The sequence below is a fragment of the Paucibacter hankyongi genome (assembly GCF_037482915.1).
In the GTDB taxonomy this organism is placed as follows: Bacteria; Pseudomonadota; Gammaproteobacteria; order Burkholderiales; family Burkholderiaceae_C; genus Paucibacter_A; species Paucibacter_A hankyongi.
Genome location: NZ_JBBHJX010000020.1, coordinates 56,606 through 69,466, shown reverse-complemented (window position 1 = coordinate 69,466; position 12,861 = coordinate 56,606). Strand labels below are relative to the sequence as shown.

The window sequence follows — 12,861 nt, the reverse complement described above, 5'->3', positions numbered from 1 at the left end:
CGCGCTCAAGCGAGGACTCAAACCTTTTCGGCCAGCAAGAGCTTAATGTCATTGGCCAGGGCGCTGGCGCCGGATCCATAGCGCGAGAACACGCGCACGCGCCCTTGCGCGTCAAAGATGAAGCTGGCGGCAGTGTGATCCATGGTGTAACTCTCGGGCGTCTTACCCGGCACCTTGGCGTAGTAGACCTTGAATTCCTTGGCCGCAGCCTTGGTTTGCTCCTCGCTGCCACGCAGCGCCACAAAGGCAGGGTCGAAGCTGGCCACATAGGCTTTCAGCAAGGCGGCGGTGTCGCGCTCGGGGTCGACGGTGACGAAAACACCTTGCACGCGCTCGGCATCTGCACCCAGTGAACGCTTCACTTCGGCCAATTCGGCCAAGGTGGTCGGGCAGACGTCCGGGCATTGGGTGTAGCCGAAAAAGACGACCACCACCTTGCCCTTGAACTCCGCCAGGCTGCGGCTGTGCCCGTCCTGATCGCTCAAGCTCAAGCCATGGGCGTATTCGGCGCCGGTCAAATCAACCCCCTGGAAGCTCGCCTTGGACGACGCCTCGCCAAGCCGGTCGCAGCCGCCCAAGCCCAAGGACAGGCCCAGCGACAAAGGGGCCAACAGCGCGAGTTTCAATAAAGACCGCTTGTTCAAGAGCATGCTCATTCAAGCCAACCAAGGCTGCAGATAGTGGTCCAGCAGCAGCGCCCCAAACAAGAGCGACAGGTGCAAGATGGAGAAACGGAAGGTGGCGCGCGCCAGCTCGTCGGAGTAGTTGCGCCAGAGCTTCCAGGCATAGCCGCAAAAGCCCAGGCCCAAGAGCACGGCGCCGACCAAATAGATCCAACCGCTCATGCCGGTCAAGAAGGGCAGAAGCGTCGCCGCCAGCAAGATCCATGTGTAGAGAAACACCTGCAGGCGGGTGAACTCCGAACCGTGCGTCACCGGCAGCATCGGCAAACCGGCCTTGCGGTAGTCCTCGGTGCGGTAAAGCGCCAAGGCCCAGAAGTGCGGCGGCGTCCAGAGGAAGATGATCAGGCACATCAGCAAGGCCTCAGGGCCCACCTCACCCCGCAAGGCCGCCCAACCCAGCACCGGCGGCATGGCGCCCGAGGCGCCGCCAATGACGATGTTTTGTGGCGTCATCGGCTTCAGAATCACCGTGTAGATGACCGCATAGCCAATGAAGGTCGCAAAGGTCAGCCACATCGTCAGCGGATTGACCCAGAACCACAGCAACGCCAAACCCACCCCGCCCAGCACGGCCGAGAAGCTCAGCGTCTGCGTCCGGCTCAGCTGGCCCTTGGCGGTGGCCCGCCAGGAGGTACGCTTCATCTTGGCGTCGATCTGCTGCTCAATCAGGCAGTTGAAGGCCGCGGCGGCACCGGCCACCAGCCAGATGCCGGCGGTGGCGGCCAAGACCTTGATCCACTGTTCACCATTGGGCAAACCGGGAATGGCCAAGGCCATGCCAATGATGGCGCAGAACACAATCAACTGAACCACCCGAGGCTTGGTCAGTTGGTAGTACTGTTGCCAGCGCGAGCTCTGGCCTGCGGCGGCAGCGACGGAAGAGGAGGAAGCCATAGGGCGAAGCGTATCGGTAAAACGGGTTCAGGGGGAAACGGGGAGCTGGGCCGGTCGTGCGCCCTGCTGCAAACCCGCCAGCAAGAAACTCAGCAAGAGCAGCAGCATCGCAGCGCCACCCGTGTGCGCCAGCGCAGCCAGCATGGGCCAATCCAACACGACATTCGACAGGCCACTCAAGAGTTGCCAAGCCGCCACCAACAGCATGCGCCGCGCCCACAGGCGCAGCTGCGGCTGAGCACTGCGCCAAAGCATCCAGGCAAACAGCAAGATAGCGCTGAACACCAAGAGCGCGCCGAGGCGGTGCACCATGTGAATGGCCGTCAGGGCTTCAAAAGGCAACCAGCCACCGGCCGAACTGACACCCAGCGGGCGCCACAGCGCAAAGCCCTGCGAGAAGTCCATGGCGGGCCACCAGACACCGGGCTGGCACTGAGGAAACTCGGAGCAGGCCAGTACCGCGTAATTGGTGCTGACCCAAGCGCCCAGGCCGACCTGCAGCAGCGACAAAACCAACAAGAGCAAGGCGCCAAGATAGAGCGGCCGACTGCTCGGCAAGGGGCGTGGTTGATAGGCCCGCGCCTGCCAGGCCAGCAGCATCAACAAGCCCATGCCGCCCAACAAGTGCAAGGTGACGATGAGCGGAAACAGCTTCATCGTGACCGTCAAGGCGCCGAACGCCCCCTGCATACAAACCCAGAACAAGGTGATGCTGGCCCACCAGGGTGAGACCGTGCTTGCGCCCTTGGCGGCCAAGCGCCAACTCCTGACGCACAGCACCAAGATCAACACACCGACGCCACTGGCCAGGTAGCGGTGCACCATCTCGACCCAGGCCTTGCCATGCGTGACCGGACCGGTCGGCATGGCACTCTGCGCCGCATGAATTTCATCGCGGGCGCCCAACGGGCTGGCACTGCCATAACAACCTGGCCAATCGGGACACCCTAGACCGGAATCGGTCAGACGCGTGAAGGCTCCGAACAAAACCAAATCAAAGGTCAAAAACAACGTCAGCAAAGTCAACGCCCGCAAGCGAGCCTGCGGGCTGGACTCGCCCTTGCGCCAGCGCAGCCACAGCAAGGGGCCGGCCGCTAACAGGGCGCCCAGGCCCATCAGCTGCCCCAGCGGTGAAAGATCAAAAGCAGCGGCCGTCATGGGGATCAGCGCCCTGCCTTGTCCCAGCCCGCATTGGCCTTCAGCAATCGATTCAGATCGTTCTTGATCTTGCCCGGGTCCGGCTTGACCGGTGAGCGCAACATCCAGCGCCCCATCGGGTCGATGATGTAGAGGTGGTCTCGCAAGGCTCCGCCGGCTGCGGGCTTCAGCCACGCCTCAAGCTCGGCACGCGGCGCACGCAGCACGGTGACAGGGATGCCCTGCGTCACCGCCTGCTGCAACTCGGGGCGCAGCGGCTGGTCGTCGGGCACGAGCCAGAGTTTGTCGACCTTGTCGCGCTCCTTGCCGAGCATTTCGCGCAACTGACGTTGCATGAACAAGAGCTTTTCACAGTCGGCATCGCAAGCACTGTCCTGCACCAAAGTGAGCAGCCACTGGCCCTTCAGAGATTCGGCCGTGACAGTCTGTCCGTCCAGCGTCTTCAGACTCAGCTGCGCGGGGATGTCCTGCGTCGGCAGGATCAGATCGCCATAAGCCTGACCACGCGGCTGGATCACATAAAAGGTGAAGTAGGACGCGATCACCGGCGCCGCACAAGCCGCCATCACCAGCAACATGCGCAGGCGGCCGCCACGGGTACGCTGAGCCTCGGACGCCGAGCGGGGGTCGGGCAGGCTGTGCACCGTCAGCGCGACCGGGTCATTGATCGGCTCGCCATTTGGCGCGCCGGCTTCAAAGCCCACTTCACGAGCGGCGGTGGGCGCGGAGACGGGGGCGGATTGTTTGGAACCAGACATAGAGACCTATCAGCAGCGCAGCGAGCGCAAACCATTGAAACGCGTATCCATAATGCTTGTGCAAACCCAGATCAGGAGCCGGCCAGTCGCGCAAGAGGCCATCGCCGGCAACTTGGCCGGCCGACCCTGTCGACCCTGCCGCGGCCGGATCATCCAACTGCAACACCGTCAGCGGCAGCATGGCCCGGCCAATCTCTTGACCGTAGGCGCCGGCGTCGAGATTTTGCCGGACGGCACCACTCTCTGCCGCCGTCAGTTGATAAACCCTTGACGGCGTCGCCGCCAGTCGTCCCAGCACCTCGACAGCTTCCGGCGACGAAGGCAGCGCCGGCAAACGACTGCGATCGGCTGCGTCGCGAGGCACCCAGCCGCGCTGCACCAAGATCGCCTCCGCGCGCCCTTCAATCGACAGCGGGGTCACGACCAGAAAGCCGAAGCGCCCGGCCATCGGACGGTTATCCAGATAAATGGTTTTGTCCTGCAACCAATGGCCGCGCAGCAGCACACGCCGATGGACTTGAGACTGAGCTTGAACCAGCTCCTTTTGCAAGGCCGCGCCGTTCAAAGGTGGAAGCTTGGCATTCGCCTCGATCCCGGCTTGCAGATCTAACTTTTGTTGCGCGCGGTCGAGTTGCCAAAATCCCAAACGCAGCGTCAGCGCTAGCGCTGCCAGCGTGGCCAGCAAGACCAAACGCGAACGCAAGCGCGGGCTCATGCAGCGCTCCGAAGCCCTGGCAAGGGATAATCTTCGACCATGAAAATCGTCCTTGCGCTCGCCTTCATTGGCATCTTGCTGGCACTGGCTGCCGCCGGTCTGTTCATGCTGAAAAATGGCTCGGGTGCCAACAGCAAACGAGGTCCGAACATGGCTCGCGCCCTGGCCGTACGGGTGGGCGTTTCAGTGGCCTTGTTCTTGTTCATATTGCTGAGCTACCTGATGGGCTGGATCGAACCGACCGGCCTGCCATTGCGCAGTTAAAGGCGAGGAATGAAAAAGCGCCGCTTGCAGCGGCGCTCGGGCAAATCGGGCGACCTTTCGGTCGCACCGGCCAATTACATCCAGTAGACGATGACGTAGAGGCCCAGCCAGACCACGTCCACAAAGTGCCAGTACCAAGCGGCGCCTTCGAAGCCGAAGTGCCTATCCTTGGTGAAGTGGCCCTTCTGCAAACGCAGGGTGATGAACAGCAGCATCAACATGCCGATGAAGACGTGGAAGCCGTGGAAGCCGGTCAGCATGAAGAAGGTCGAGCCATAGATGCCCGAGCTCAACTTCAGATTGAGTTCGTTGTAGGCGTGAGCGTATTCGTAGCCTTGCAGCACCAGGAAGGTGATGCCCAGCAACACGGTCAGCCACATGAAGCCAATCGTCTTGCCGCGGTTACCGGCGATCAACGCGTGGTGAGCGATCGTCAGAGTCACGCCCGAGGTCAACAGCAATGCGGTGTTGATGGTCGGCAGCGGCCAAGGGCCCATGGTGCTGAAGGCTTCCACGGTACCAGCAGGCGAGGCGGTCATGCCAGCGGCAACGCTGGGCCACAAGGCCTTGAAGTCGGGCCACAGCAGATTGTTTTCCAGGCTGCCCAGCGTCGGCACCGAATGGACACGAGCCCAGTACAAGGCGCCGAAGAAAGCCGCGAAGAACATCACCTCGGAGAAGATGAACCAGCCCATGCTCCAGCGGAAGGACATGTCGATGCGGTCGCTGTACTGACCGCTTTCGCTCTCACCGATGGCGGCACCGAACCAGTTCTTCAACACCAGCAGGAACCAGACCAAGCCGGCGGCCAGGGAGTAAGCCCCCCACTGATGGCCGTTGATCCACTGGCCTGCGCCGAGGATCACAAAGAACAAACCGATCGAACCCAGCACCGGGTAAGCCGATGGGCCTGGGATGAAGTAATAAGGGGTCTTGCCCGTTGTAGTCGCTGCCGACATGTCTCTTCTCCTCGAACTAATTCAGTTCAGATAACGCTTGGCTAAAACTCGAAAAACTTAAGCGCCGGCGACACCGCTGCCGATCACCCATTGAACCAACAACACCAACACCAGCACAAACATCAAGGCCCCAATGACACCGGCAATGATCACATGCACCGGGTTCAACTGAGCCACATCTTTTTCATAATCGGCGCCACGACGCACACCGAAAAATGACCACGCCACCGCCCGCATCGTCTGTAAAAAAGACGGTGGCCGGGCCGCGGCCAATTTCAAATCTTCACCAGCCTTCATCACAAACGCGGCTCGGCCGTTGGCTGCAATGCAGCTTGCTTATTGCCCTTGCCCGCCACCTCAAAGAAGGTGTAGGACAAGGTGATCGTCTTCACATCCTTGGGCAGCTTGGGATCAATCACAAAGACCACCGGCCATTTCTTGATCTCACCCGGCTGCAGGGTGTATTCGTTAAAACAAAAGCACTCGACCTTGTTGAAATGCGCGGTCGCTTGCTTCGGTGCGTAGCTCGGAATCGCTTGAGCCGACATCACACGGTTTTGAACGTTACGAAACTCGTACATCACCGTGGTCAATTCACCGGGATGCACCGTCAGGTGGTTCACCGCGGGGGCGAACTCCCAAGGACCACGTGAGTTGGCATCGAACTCAACCGTGATGCTGCGGCTGTAATCAATCTGGGAATTCTTGACGTCCTCGGCACGCACCGCATGCTGGCGCTCGGACAAGGACAAGACATTGATACCCAGGGCCGAGCAGATGGCGTTGTAGAGCGGCACCAGGGCATAGCCGAAGCCGAACATCATCGCCACCACGACGACCAGCTTACCCACTAGGCGCAGGTTGTCCCTGCGCAAGGCGGCGGCAAAGCTCCAGGTCGTGCTGCCCATGGTCGCGTCAGAAGCCGAGAACGGCGATCTTGGTGACAAAACCGATGCCGAACACCAGCGCCACGCTCAACAAAATGAGGGCGAGACGCTTGTTGTTCTTACGCTGCTCAGGGCTCTGCGCCATGGTCTTAGCCAATCACCTTGGTAGCGGTGGCATCCAGCTTGGGCGGGGTGTCAAAGGTGTGGAAGGGGGCCGGCGACGGCACTTCCCACTCCAAGCCTTCGGCGGCTTCCCAAGGCTTTTGGGCAGCCTTCTCACCCTTGCCGCGCATCATCGGGATGACCACGAACAGGAAGAAGTAAACCTGCATCAGGCCGAACCAGAACGCACCCACCGAAGCGATGGCATTGAAGTCAGCGAACTGCATCGGGTAGTCGGCATAACGACGAGGCATGCCGGCCAGACCCAGGAAGTGCATCGGGAAAAAGGTCACGTTGAAGCTGATCAACGAGCCCCAGAAGTGGATCTTGCCGCGAGTTTCGCTGAACATCACACCGGTCCACTTCGGGCCCCAGTAGTAGACGCCGGCAAACAAGGCATACAAGGAACCGGCCACGAGCACATAGTGGAAGTGAGCCACCACGTAGTAGGTGTCTTGAATCTGGATGTCGACCGGCGCCATGGCGCAGATCAAGCCGGTAAAGCCGCCCATCGTGAACACGAAGATAAAGCCCACGGCCCACAACATCGGCACTTCAAAAGTCATCGAACCGCGCCACATCGTGGCCAGCCAGTTGAAGATCTTCACGCCTGTCGGCACGGCGATCAACATCGTGGCATACATGAAGAACAGCTGACCCGTCACCGGCATGCCGGTGGCGAACATGTGGTGAGCCCAAACGATGAAGGACAGGATGGCGATCGATGCGGTCGCGTAGACCATCGAGGCGTAGCCGAACAGCTTTTTGCGGGCAAAGGCCGGCACGATCTGGCTGATGATGCCGAAGGCCGGCAAGATCATGATGTACACCTCGGGGTGACCGAAGAACCAGAAGATGTGCTGGTACATGACCGGGTCGCCACCACCGGCGGGGCTGAAGAAGCTGGTGCCGAAGTGACGGTCGGTCAGCGTCATGGTGATGGCACCGGCCAAGACGGGCATCACGGCGATCAGCAGGTAGGCGGTGATCAACCAGGTCCAGCAGAACATCGGCATCTTCATCAGGGTCATGCCAGGAGCGCGCATGTTCAGGATGGTGACGATAATGTTGATCGAGCCCATGATGGACGAAGCACCGAGGATGTGCATCGCGAAGATGCCGGCATCCATCGAAGGGCCCATCTGCAGCGTCAGCGGGGCATACAGCGTCCAGCCGGCTGCAGGAGCGCCGCCGGGCATGAAGAACGAAGCCACCAGCATCAGCGCAGCAGGAATCATCAGCCAGAAGCTGAAGTTATTCATGCGAGCGAAAGCCATGTCGCCGGCGCCGATCTGCAGCGGAATCATCCAGTTCGCGAAACCCACGAAGGCCGGCATGATGGCGCCGAACACCATGATCAGACCGTGCATGGTCGTGAACTGGTTGAACAACTCAGGGTTGAAGAACTGCAGGCCGGGCTGGAACAGCTCGGCGCGGATGCACAGGGCCAGCACGCCGCCGATCATCAGCATCGTGAAGGCGAACAGCAGGTACAGCGTACCGATGTCCTTGTGATTGGTGGCGAAGACCCAACGACGCCAGCCCGTGGGGGCGTGGTGATCATCGTGGTGGTCATGAACGTCGTGACCGTGATGGTCAAGCACTGCACTCATGTTGTTTCCTCTTTGGACGTTTTCGACGTTTGTCTGATGCTTATGTGACGTTCAATCGCTTACTTGCGCGCGGCCACAACTTCGGCCGGCTGCACCACTTGACCAGTCTTGTTAGACCAGCTGTTCTTGGTGTAGCTGATGACAGCCGCGATTTCGGTGTCGCTCAACTGTTTCCAGGAAGGCATCGCGCCGTTGTTCTGGCCATTCAGCAACACAGCCACTTGCTTGAGCTTGTCCTCATCCAGCACCACGGGCGAGCCGTCGAGTGCCTTGATCGGGCCGGCGCCCTTGCCGTCAGCCTTGTGGCAGGCGGCGCAGTTGGCGTTGTAGACCTTCTCGCCGCGAGCCAACAGGGCCGGCAGTTCCCAGACCTTGCTTGGATCATCGGCCTTGGCCGCCATTTCCTTCTTCTTGCCATCGACCCAAGCCGTGTACTCAGCGGCCGAAACCACCTTCACGTGGATGGGCATATAGGCGTGTTCCTTGCCGCACAACTCGGCGCACTGGCCGTAGAAGTCGCCGGTCTTTTCGGCCTTGAACCAAGTGTCGCGCACGAAGCCGGGAATGGCATCTTGCTTGACGCCGAAGGCCGGAACCATCCAAGCGTGGATCACGTCATTGGCGGTCGTGATGATGCGCACCTTCTTGCCCACCGGCACGACCAGCGGGTTATCGACCTTCAGCAGGTAGTCATCGGTCTGCTCGGGCTTGCCGGAGTCAGACATTTCGCGTTGTTTGGCGTCCAGCGTAGCCAAGAAGCCAATGCCCTCGCCCTCACCCTTCAGATAGTCATAGCCCCATTTCCACTGATAACCGGTGGCCTTGATGGTCAGGTCAGCATTGGTCGTGTCCTTCATGGCCACCACCACCTTGGTGGCCGGCAGGGCCATCAGAATCACGATGATGAAAGGCACCACGGTCCACGCGATCTCGACCTTGACGCTCTCGTGGAAGTTGGCGGACACGGCACCCTTGGACTTGCGGTGCTTGAAGATCGAATAGAACATCACGCCGAACACGGCGACGAAGATGAGCATACAAATGATCATCATGAAGTTGTGCAACCACATCTGGTCGGCCGCGATCTTGGTCACCGGCGGATGCAGATTGATCTGATTGACCGCCGGCCCACCCGGCAGATCGTTCACTGCCAAGGCCACCTGCGTAGCCAGCGAGGCACCTGCAGCAAGCGCCACCTGTCCCAAGCGGCGCGCGGCCTGATGCACTCGTGCGTTCATCATCTTCATGGTCGTCACTCTTGTTTCTATTTCAATTCTGGGACATCGCTTTTGGCATCAAGCCAAGGCCGCGATATCCACCTGAAGCCAAAAATATGCCGAGGCCTTGCTGAATATTCCAAGCTGGTTTGACCTATCGCAAACCCTTAGGCAAGACCCGACCCTAGACTTCAGGGTGCAAATTTCGACTAATTTCGAAGTTTAGCTTATGCCCGACACTCGTTTGTGGCTTTGGCGCGCCTATTGCATGATCAATCGCAAGATCAATGCGCCATCAATTGCTTGATCTGCGCACCATCGCCCTCATCTGATCCAGCGAGACGCTGGTTTCAGGGCTGACGCGCAGTCGTGGTTGAGGCTTGAACGCATGGCCGTAAACCAACTCCAAACTCAAGCGCAATCGCCCATCCGCATCGCGCAAAGTCTCCAAGGCTTCAATCAAGCCGGCGCGCCACTGGCGACCGCGGCAAGCGGCAAATCGCGTCGGCGCGTAATTGCCGCCCAAGGCGCGCAAGTCTTTCAGCAATGATTCGCCATCGGCCCAAGTGAGACTGACCCGCTCTTGATCCATGACGGGATCAGCAAAGCCAGCCTCCACCATCAAGTCGCCGATATCGTGCATGTCCCACCAGTCCGGTGCCGGGCGACCCCAGCCGCGCTGCGCATAGAGCGGGCGCAATTCCTTGAAGCTGTCCGGGCCAAGGCAGGAGAACATCACAAAGCCATCCACCGCCAGAGCCTGATGCCAAGCCGCCAAGGTGTGCACCGGGTCCGGACTTGCATGCAGACACATATTGGCCCAGACCAACTCCGCCCGGCCCGGCAGCAAAGCCTCAGGTGACTCGACCTTCAACGCGGCCGCGCCGCGCAAGGCCTGCCACCAGCCGCGCTTATTGAGGGCTTGGCTGCGCGAGCGCAACTCTGGCGTGGGTTCAACGCTGACTTGTTCGGCCTGCGAATAGGCCTCGAGCAAGGCCTTGCCGCCGCCACCCAACAAGCCCTGCCACTGCAGCACTTGTTTGGGCTGCAGCTTGATGATGGACAGACGCTCAGCCATCCGGCTCGCCACCTCCTGGTGCAGCCATGGCACATCGTCAAGGCCCGCCATCCTGCGCTGATGATGAGCAACCGCTTCGGACGCCAGAGCTTGGGGGCGCGGAGCGGCTGAGGCTGCGGACGCGGACTGCGCTGCGCTACTAGGGGGTCGAGGCGAGGTGGGCATGGGGCGGCAGTATATTGAAGCAATGGACCCGCCGCCGCCGCGATCCCCAAGCCCCCGTTTGCTCGAACGGCTCTTGATGCGCTGCCCGGGTCAGTGCTGCGTGTGCAGGAGTTGGAGCATGCAGCGCGTCTGCAACGATTGCCTGCAACGTTATGCCCGACCGGTGGCACGCTGCTGGACTTGTGCTGCTCGCCTGCCCGCCAGCTTGCACGCGGGCTCGGACTCGCGCCCCCAGGCCCAATGCGGCGCATGCCTGCGCCAAGCGCCGCCGCTTGACCGAACCATCGCGGCCTTGGACTACAGCTTTCCCTGGGCCGGGCTGTTGCAGCATTACAAATTTCATCAGGCCGTCGAACTTCGCGAAGCCCTGCTCGAACGGCTTGACCACGCGCTCAATGCCGCGCCAACAATGCCCGACTGGCTGCTGCCGGTGCCGCTCAGCCCCGAGCGGCTGCGGGAGCGTGGATACAACCAGAGCTATGAACTGGCACGAGCCTTGGCCCGCCGCCGGCAGATTCGATGCGAACCCAATTTGCTGCTGCGGGTACGCCATACGTCCCAGCAAGCACAGATGCCACTGAAGGCCCGCGCGGCCAACGTCAAAAACGCTTTTGCCGTCGAACCGCTGCGCAAGGCAGAATTGCAGGCTAGCCACGTGGTCTTGCTGGATGATGTGATGACCAGCGGGGCGACTCTTTTCGAACTCGCTCGCATGCTCCGCAAGGCCGGCGCCAGCCACGTGCAGGCCTGGGTGCTGGCCCGCACACCCGATGGCGAAGCCGCTTGAATGATCCGCCAGCGCACAAGACAAATCCACCGACCGAACCCAAAGTCCGCCCATGTTTCATATCGTTCTGGTTCAGCCAGAAATCCCACCCAACACCGGCAATGTGATCCGCCTGGCCGCCAACACTGGCTGCAGCCTGCATCTGATCGAGCCCCTGGGCTTCTCCATGGAAGACCGACTGCTGCAACGCGCCGGCCTCGACTATCACGAGTACACGGCCGTGCACAGGCACAAGGACTGGCCAAGCTTTCTAGCCACCATGCAGCCCAATCCGGAACGCATGTTCGCCTTCACCACGCGCGGCAGCCACTCTTTTGCCGAAGTGGCCTGGCAAGCCGGCGACTATCTGGTCTTCGGCTCGGAAACCGCCGGCTTGCAGCCCGCCGTGCGTGATCAGTTCGCCCCCGAGCAGCGCGTACGCCTGCCAATGCTCGAAGGCCAGCGCAGCCTCAACCTCAGCAACAGCGTCGCCGTGGCGGTGTTTGAAGCCTGGCGCCAGAACGGCTACCGCAACGGGGTCTAGCCGAAGGCCTGCTGCAGACCTACTCCGGCTGCACGCCGGCCGACTGAATGATGTGCTGCCAGTGCTTGCGGTCGGCTGCCATCTGCTGCGACAAGCCCTCCGCCGATGATGCAATGGCGCTGAAGTAATGCGTCAGCAGCCGGGTACGGAAGTCGTCACTGCGCACGATGCGCTGGGACTCACGAGCAATCCGCTGCACGATGGCCGCAGGTGTACCGGCCGGCGCCAACAAGGCTTGCCACGAGGTGGCCTCAAAGCCGCTGAAACCCTGCTCCGCCAAAGTAGGCAGTTCGGCCAATGCCGCCACCCGACCCAGACTGCTCAAACCCAGCGCCGTCAATTTGCCCGCGCGCACCTGTGGCATCGCCAGGCCCGGCACCATGAAGGCCGCTTGCACCTGGCCGGCCAATATGGCGTTGATGGCCTGTGGAAATCCGGCGTACGGCACATGGGTCAAGGCAATGCCGGCACGCGCCATGAAGGACTCCATGGCCAGATGAGCCGCGCTGCCATTGCCGACGCTGGCGTAGTTCAATTCCCCGCGTCGCGACTTGGCCAAGCGCACAAAGTCAGCCAAATGACTCACGCCCAGTTTGGCATCGACCACCAAGACATTGGGGGAACTGGCGATCAAGCTGATCGGCTGCAATTCCTTCACCGGGTCATAGGGCAAGCGCTTGTTCAACAAGGGCGCCGTCACCAAGGGCCCTTGAATCGTGAACAACAAGGTGTAGCCGTCGGCGGCGGATTTGGCCACTACGCCGGTGCCGATATTGCCGCCAGCACCGGGGCGGTTATCCACCACGATGGGCTGACCCAAGGCCTGCGCCAAGGGCTCGGCCAGGGCTCTGGCCACCAGATCGGGCGAGCTGCCACCCGGAAAGGGCACCAACAACTTGATCGGCCGGCTCGGCCAAGACTGCGCCGCCACAGGCCATGCCAAGGTCCCCGCCCCCAACAGCAGCAATTGACGCCGCGATGTCGCCAAATCAGCCATC

General features: G+C 61.1%; 16 protein-coding genes. 3 read left to right on the top strand and 13 right to left on the bottom strand.

Annotated elements, in window-relative coordinates; genetic code table 11:
• Positions 1–17: 17 nt before the first annotated feature.
• The 5 genes from WG899_RS20330 to WG899_RS20310 are packed head-to-tail and all read right to left on the bottom strand — an operon-like array spanning position 18 to position 4,208.
• Positions 18–650 (bottom strand): SCO family protein, encoded by a 633-nt coding sequence (locus WG899_RS20330; RefSeq protein WP_339597486.1) that lies wholly within the window; start codon positions 648–650, stop codon positions 18–20.
• 6 nt (positions 651–656) lie between these two features.
• Positions 657–1,577: a heme o synthase gene (gene cyoE, locus WG899_RS20325; protein ID WP_339597485.1), complete on the bottom strand. Its 921-nt coding sequence runs from the start codon at positions 1,575–1,577 to the stop codon at positions 657–659.
• Positions 1,578–1,604: 27 nt separating this feature from the next.
• Entirely contained in the window at positions 1,605–2,735 is a 1,131-nt protein-coding gene (locus WG899_RS20320; RefSeq protein ID WP_339597484.1) for a COX15/CtaA family protein, read from the bottom strand.
• 5 nt (positions 2,736–2,740) lie between these two features.
• Positions 2,741–3,493 (bottom strand): SCO family protein, encoded by a 753-nt coding sequence (locus tag WG899_RS20315; RefSeq protein ID WP_339597483.1) that lies wholly within the window; start codon positions 3,491–3,493, stop codon positions 2,741–2,743.
• Entirely contained in the window at positions 3,441–4,208 is a 768-nt protein-coding gene (locus WG899_RS20310; protein WP_339597482.1) for an SURF1 family protein, read from the bottom strand. Before WG899_RS20310 ends, WG899_RS20315 begins: the two co-directional genes overlap by 53 nt.
• A 39-nt stretch (positions 4,209–4,247) precedes the next feature.
• Here WG899_RS20310 and WG899_RS20305 point away from each other — a divergent pair, with 39 nt between their 5' ends.
• Positions 4,248–4,472 (top strand): DUF2909 domain-containing protein, encoded by a 225-nt coding sequence (locus WG899_RS20305; RefSeq protein WP_339597481.1) that lies wholly within the window; start codon positions 4,248–4,250, stop codon positions 4,470–4,472.
• Positions 4,473–4,546: 74 nt separating this feature from the next.
• On the opposite strand, the gene WG899_RS20300 is transcribed toward WG899_RS20305, so the two are convergent.
• The 7 genes from WG899_RS20300 to WG899_RS20270 form a co-directional block, all read right to left on the bottom strand.
• Positions 4,547–5,431 carry a cytochrome c oxidase subunit 3 gene (locus tag WG899_RS20300; protein ID WP_339597480.1) on the bottom strand — a complete coding sequence of 295 codons (885 nt, stop codon included), beginning with the start codon at positions 5,429–5,431 and terminating at the stop codon, positions 4,547–4,549.
• Positions 5,432–5,488: 57 nt separating this feature from the next.
• Positions 5,489–5,728, bottom strand: a complete 240-nt coding sequence (locus tag WG899_RS20295; protein ID WP_339597479.1) for a DUF2970 domain-containing protein — start codon at positions 5,726–5,728, stop codon at positions 5,489–5,491.
• Positions 5,728–6,339, bottom strand: a complete 612-nt coding sequence (locus WG899_RS20290) for a cytochrome c oxidase assembly protein (protein WP_339597478.1) — start codon at positions 6,337–6,339, stop codon at positions 5,728–5,730. Before WG899_RS20290 ends, WG899_RS20295 begins: the two co-directional genes overlap by 1 nt.
• A gap of 7 nt (positions 6,340–6,346) precedes the next feature.
• A complete protein-coding gene (locus WG899_RS20285; protein ID WP_339597477.1) occupies positions 6,347–6,463 on the bottom strand; it encodes a cytochrome oxidase small assembly protein in 117 nt (38 codons plus the stop codon).
• A 4-nt stretch (positions 6,464–6,467) separates the two neighbouring features.
• The gene (gene ctaD, locus WG899_RS20280; RefSeq protein WP_339597476.1) at positions 6,468–8,093 is read right to left on the bottom strand and encodes a cytochrome c oxidase subunit I; all 1,626 of its coding nucleotides are present in this window, start codon (positions 8,091–8,093) and stop codon (positions 6,468–6,470) included.
• Between the two features lie 59 nt (positions 8,094–8,152).
• Entirely contained in the window at positions 8,153–9,340 is a 1,188-nt protein-coding gene (gene coxB / locus WG899_RS20275) for a cytochrome c oxidase subunit II (protein ID WP_339597475.1), read from the bottom strand.
• 265 nt (positions 9,341–9,605) lie between these two features.
• Complete coding sequence (locus WG899_RS20270; protein ID WP_339597474.1) at positions 9,606–10,388, bottom strand: biotin synthase; 783 nt, start codon at positions 10,386–10,388, stop codon at positions 9,606–9,608.
• A 283-nt stretch (positions 10,389–10,671) separates the two neighbouring features.
• On the opposite strand from WG899_RS20270, the gene WG899_RS20265 reads away from it, so the two are divergent.
• Together WG899_RS20265 and trmL are read left to right on the top strand one after the other, a co-directional pair.
• Positions 10,672–11,340 (top strand): ComF family protein, encoded by a 669-nt coding sequence (locus tag WG899_RS20265; RefSeq protein ID WP_339597473.1) that lies wholly within the window; start codon positions 10,672–10,674, stop codon positions 11,338–11,340.
• A 52-nt stretch (positions 11,341–11,392) separates the two neighbouring features.
• Positions 11,393–11,863 (top strand): tRNA (uridine(34)/cytosine(34)/5-carboxymethylaminomethyluridine(34)-2'-O)-methyltransferase TrmL, encoded by a 471-nt coding sequence (trmL, locus tag WG899_RS20260; RefSeq protein WP_339597472.1) that lies wholly within the window; start codon positions 11,393–11,395, stop codon positions 11,861–11,863.
• A 19-nt stretch (positions 11,864–11,882) separates the two neighbouring features.
• Here trmL and WG899_RS20255 read toward each other — a convergent pair whose 3' ends face one another.
• Positions 11,883–12,860, bottom strand: a complete 978-nt coding sequence (locus WG899_RS20255) for a Bug family tripartite tricarboxylate transporter substrate binding protein (protein WP_339597471.1) — start codon at positions 12,858–12,860, stop codon at positions 11,883–11,885.
• Position 12,861: the final 1 nt, after the last annotated feature.

What these genes read in the sequence shown, in the direction of transcription:
- WG899_RS20265 (WP_339597473.1), top strand. Translation starts at nt 10,672, where the DNA reads ATGCAGCGCGTCTGCAACGATTGCCTGCAACGTTATGCCCGACCGGTG.
- cyoE (WP_339597485.1), bottom strand. Translation starts at nt 1,577, where the DNA reads ATGGCTTCCTCCTCTTCCGTCGCTGCCGCCGCAGGCCAGAGCTCGCGC.
- coxB (WP_339597475.1), bottom strand. Translation starts at nt 9,340, where the DNA reads ATGAAGATGATGAACGCACGAGTGCATCAGGCCGCGCGCCGCTTGGGA.
- trmL (WP_339597472.1), top strand. Translation starts at nt 11,393, where the DNA reads ATGTTTCATATCGTTCTGGTTCAGCCAGAAATCCCACCCAACACCGGC.
- WG899_RS20255 (WP_339597471.1), bottom strand. Translation starts at nt 12,860, where the DNA reads ATGGCTGATTTGGCGACATCGCGGCGTCAATTGCTGCTGTTGGGGGCG.
- WG899_RS20305 (WP_339597481.1), top strand. Translation starts at nt 4,248, where the DNA reads ATGAAAATCGTCCTTGCGCTCGCCTTCATTGGCATCTTGCTGGCACTG.
- WG899_RS20300 (WP_339597480.1), bottom strand. Translation starts at nt 5,431, where the DNA reads ATGTCGGCAGCGACTACAACGGGCAAGACCCCTTATTACTTCATCCCA.
- WG899_RS20320 (WP_339597484.1), bottom strand. Translation starts at nt 2,735, where the DNA reads ATGACGGCCGCTGCTTTTGATCTTTCACCGCTGGGGCAGCTGATGGGC.
- WG899_RS20315 (WP_339597483.1), bottom strand. Translation starts at nt 3,493, where the DNA reads ATGTCTGGTTCCAAACAATCCGCCCCCGTCTCCGCGCCCACCGCCGCT.
- WG899_RS20290 (WP_339597478.1), bottom strand. Translation starts at nt 6,339, where the DNA reads ATGGGCAGCACGACCTGGAGCTTTGCCGCCGCCTTGCGCAGGGACAAC.
- WG899_RS20295 (WP_339597479.1), bottom strand. Translation starts at nt 5,728, where the DNA reads ATGAAGGCTGGTGAAGATTTGAAATTGGCCGCGGCCCGGCCACCGTCT.
- WG899_RS20285 (WP_339597477.1), bottom strand. Translation starts at nt 6,463, where the DNA reads ATGGCGCAGAGCCCTGAGCAGCGTAAGAACAACAAGCGTCTCGCCCTC.
- WG899_RS20310 (WP_339597482.1), bottom strand. Translation starts at nt 4,208, where the DNA reads ATGAGCCCGCGCTTGCGTTCGCGTTTGGTCTTGCTGGCCACGCTGGCA.
- WG899_RS20330 (WP_339597486.1), bottom strand. Translation starts at nt 650, where the DNA reads ATGCTCTTGAACAAGCGGTCTTTATTGAAACTCGCGCTGTTGGCCCCT.
- WG899_RS20270 (WP_339597474.1), bottom strand. Translation starts at nt 10,388, where the DNA reads ATGGCTGAGCGTCTGTCCATCATCAAGCTGCAGCCCAAACAAGTGCTG.
- ctaD (WP_339597476.1), bottom strand. Translation starts at nt 8,093, where the DNA reads ATGAGTGCAGTGCTTGACCATCACGGTCACGACGTTCATGACCACCAC.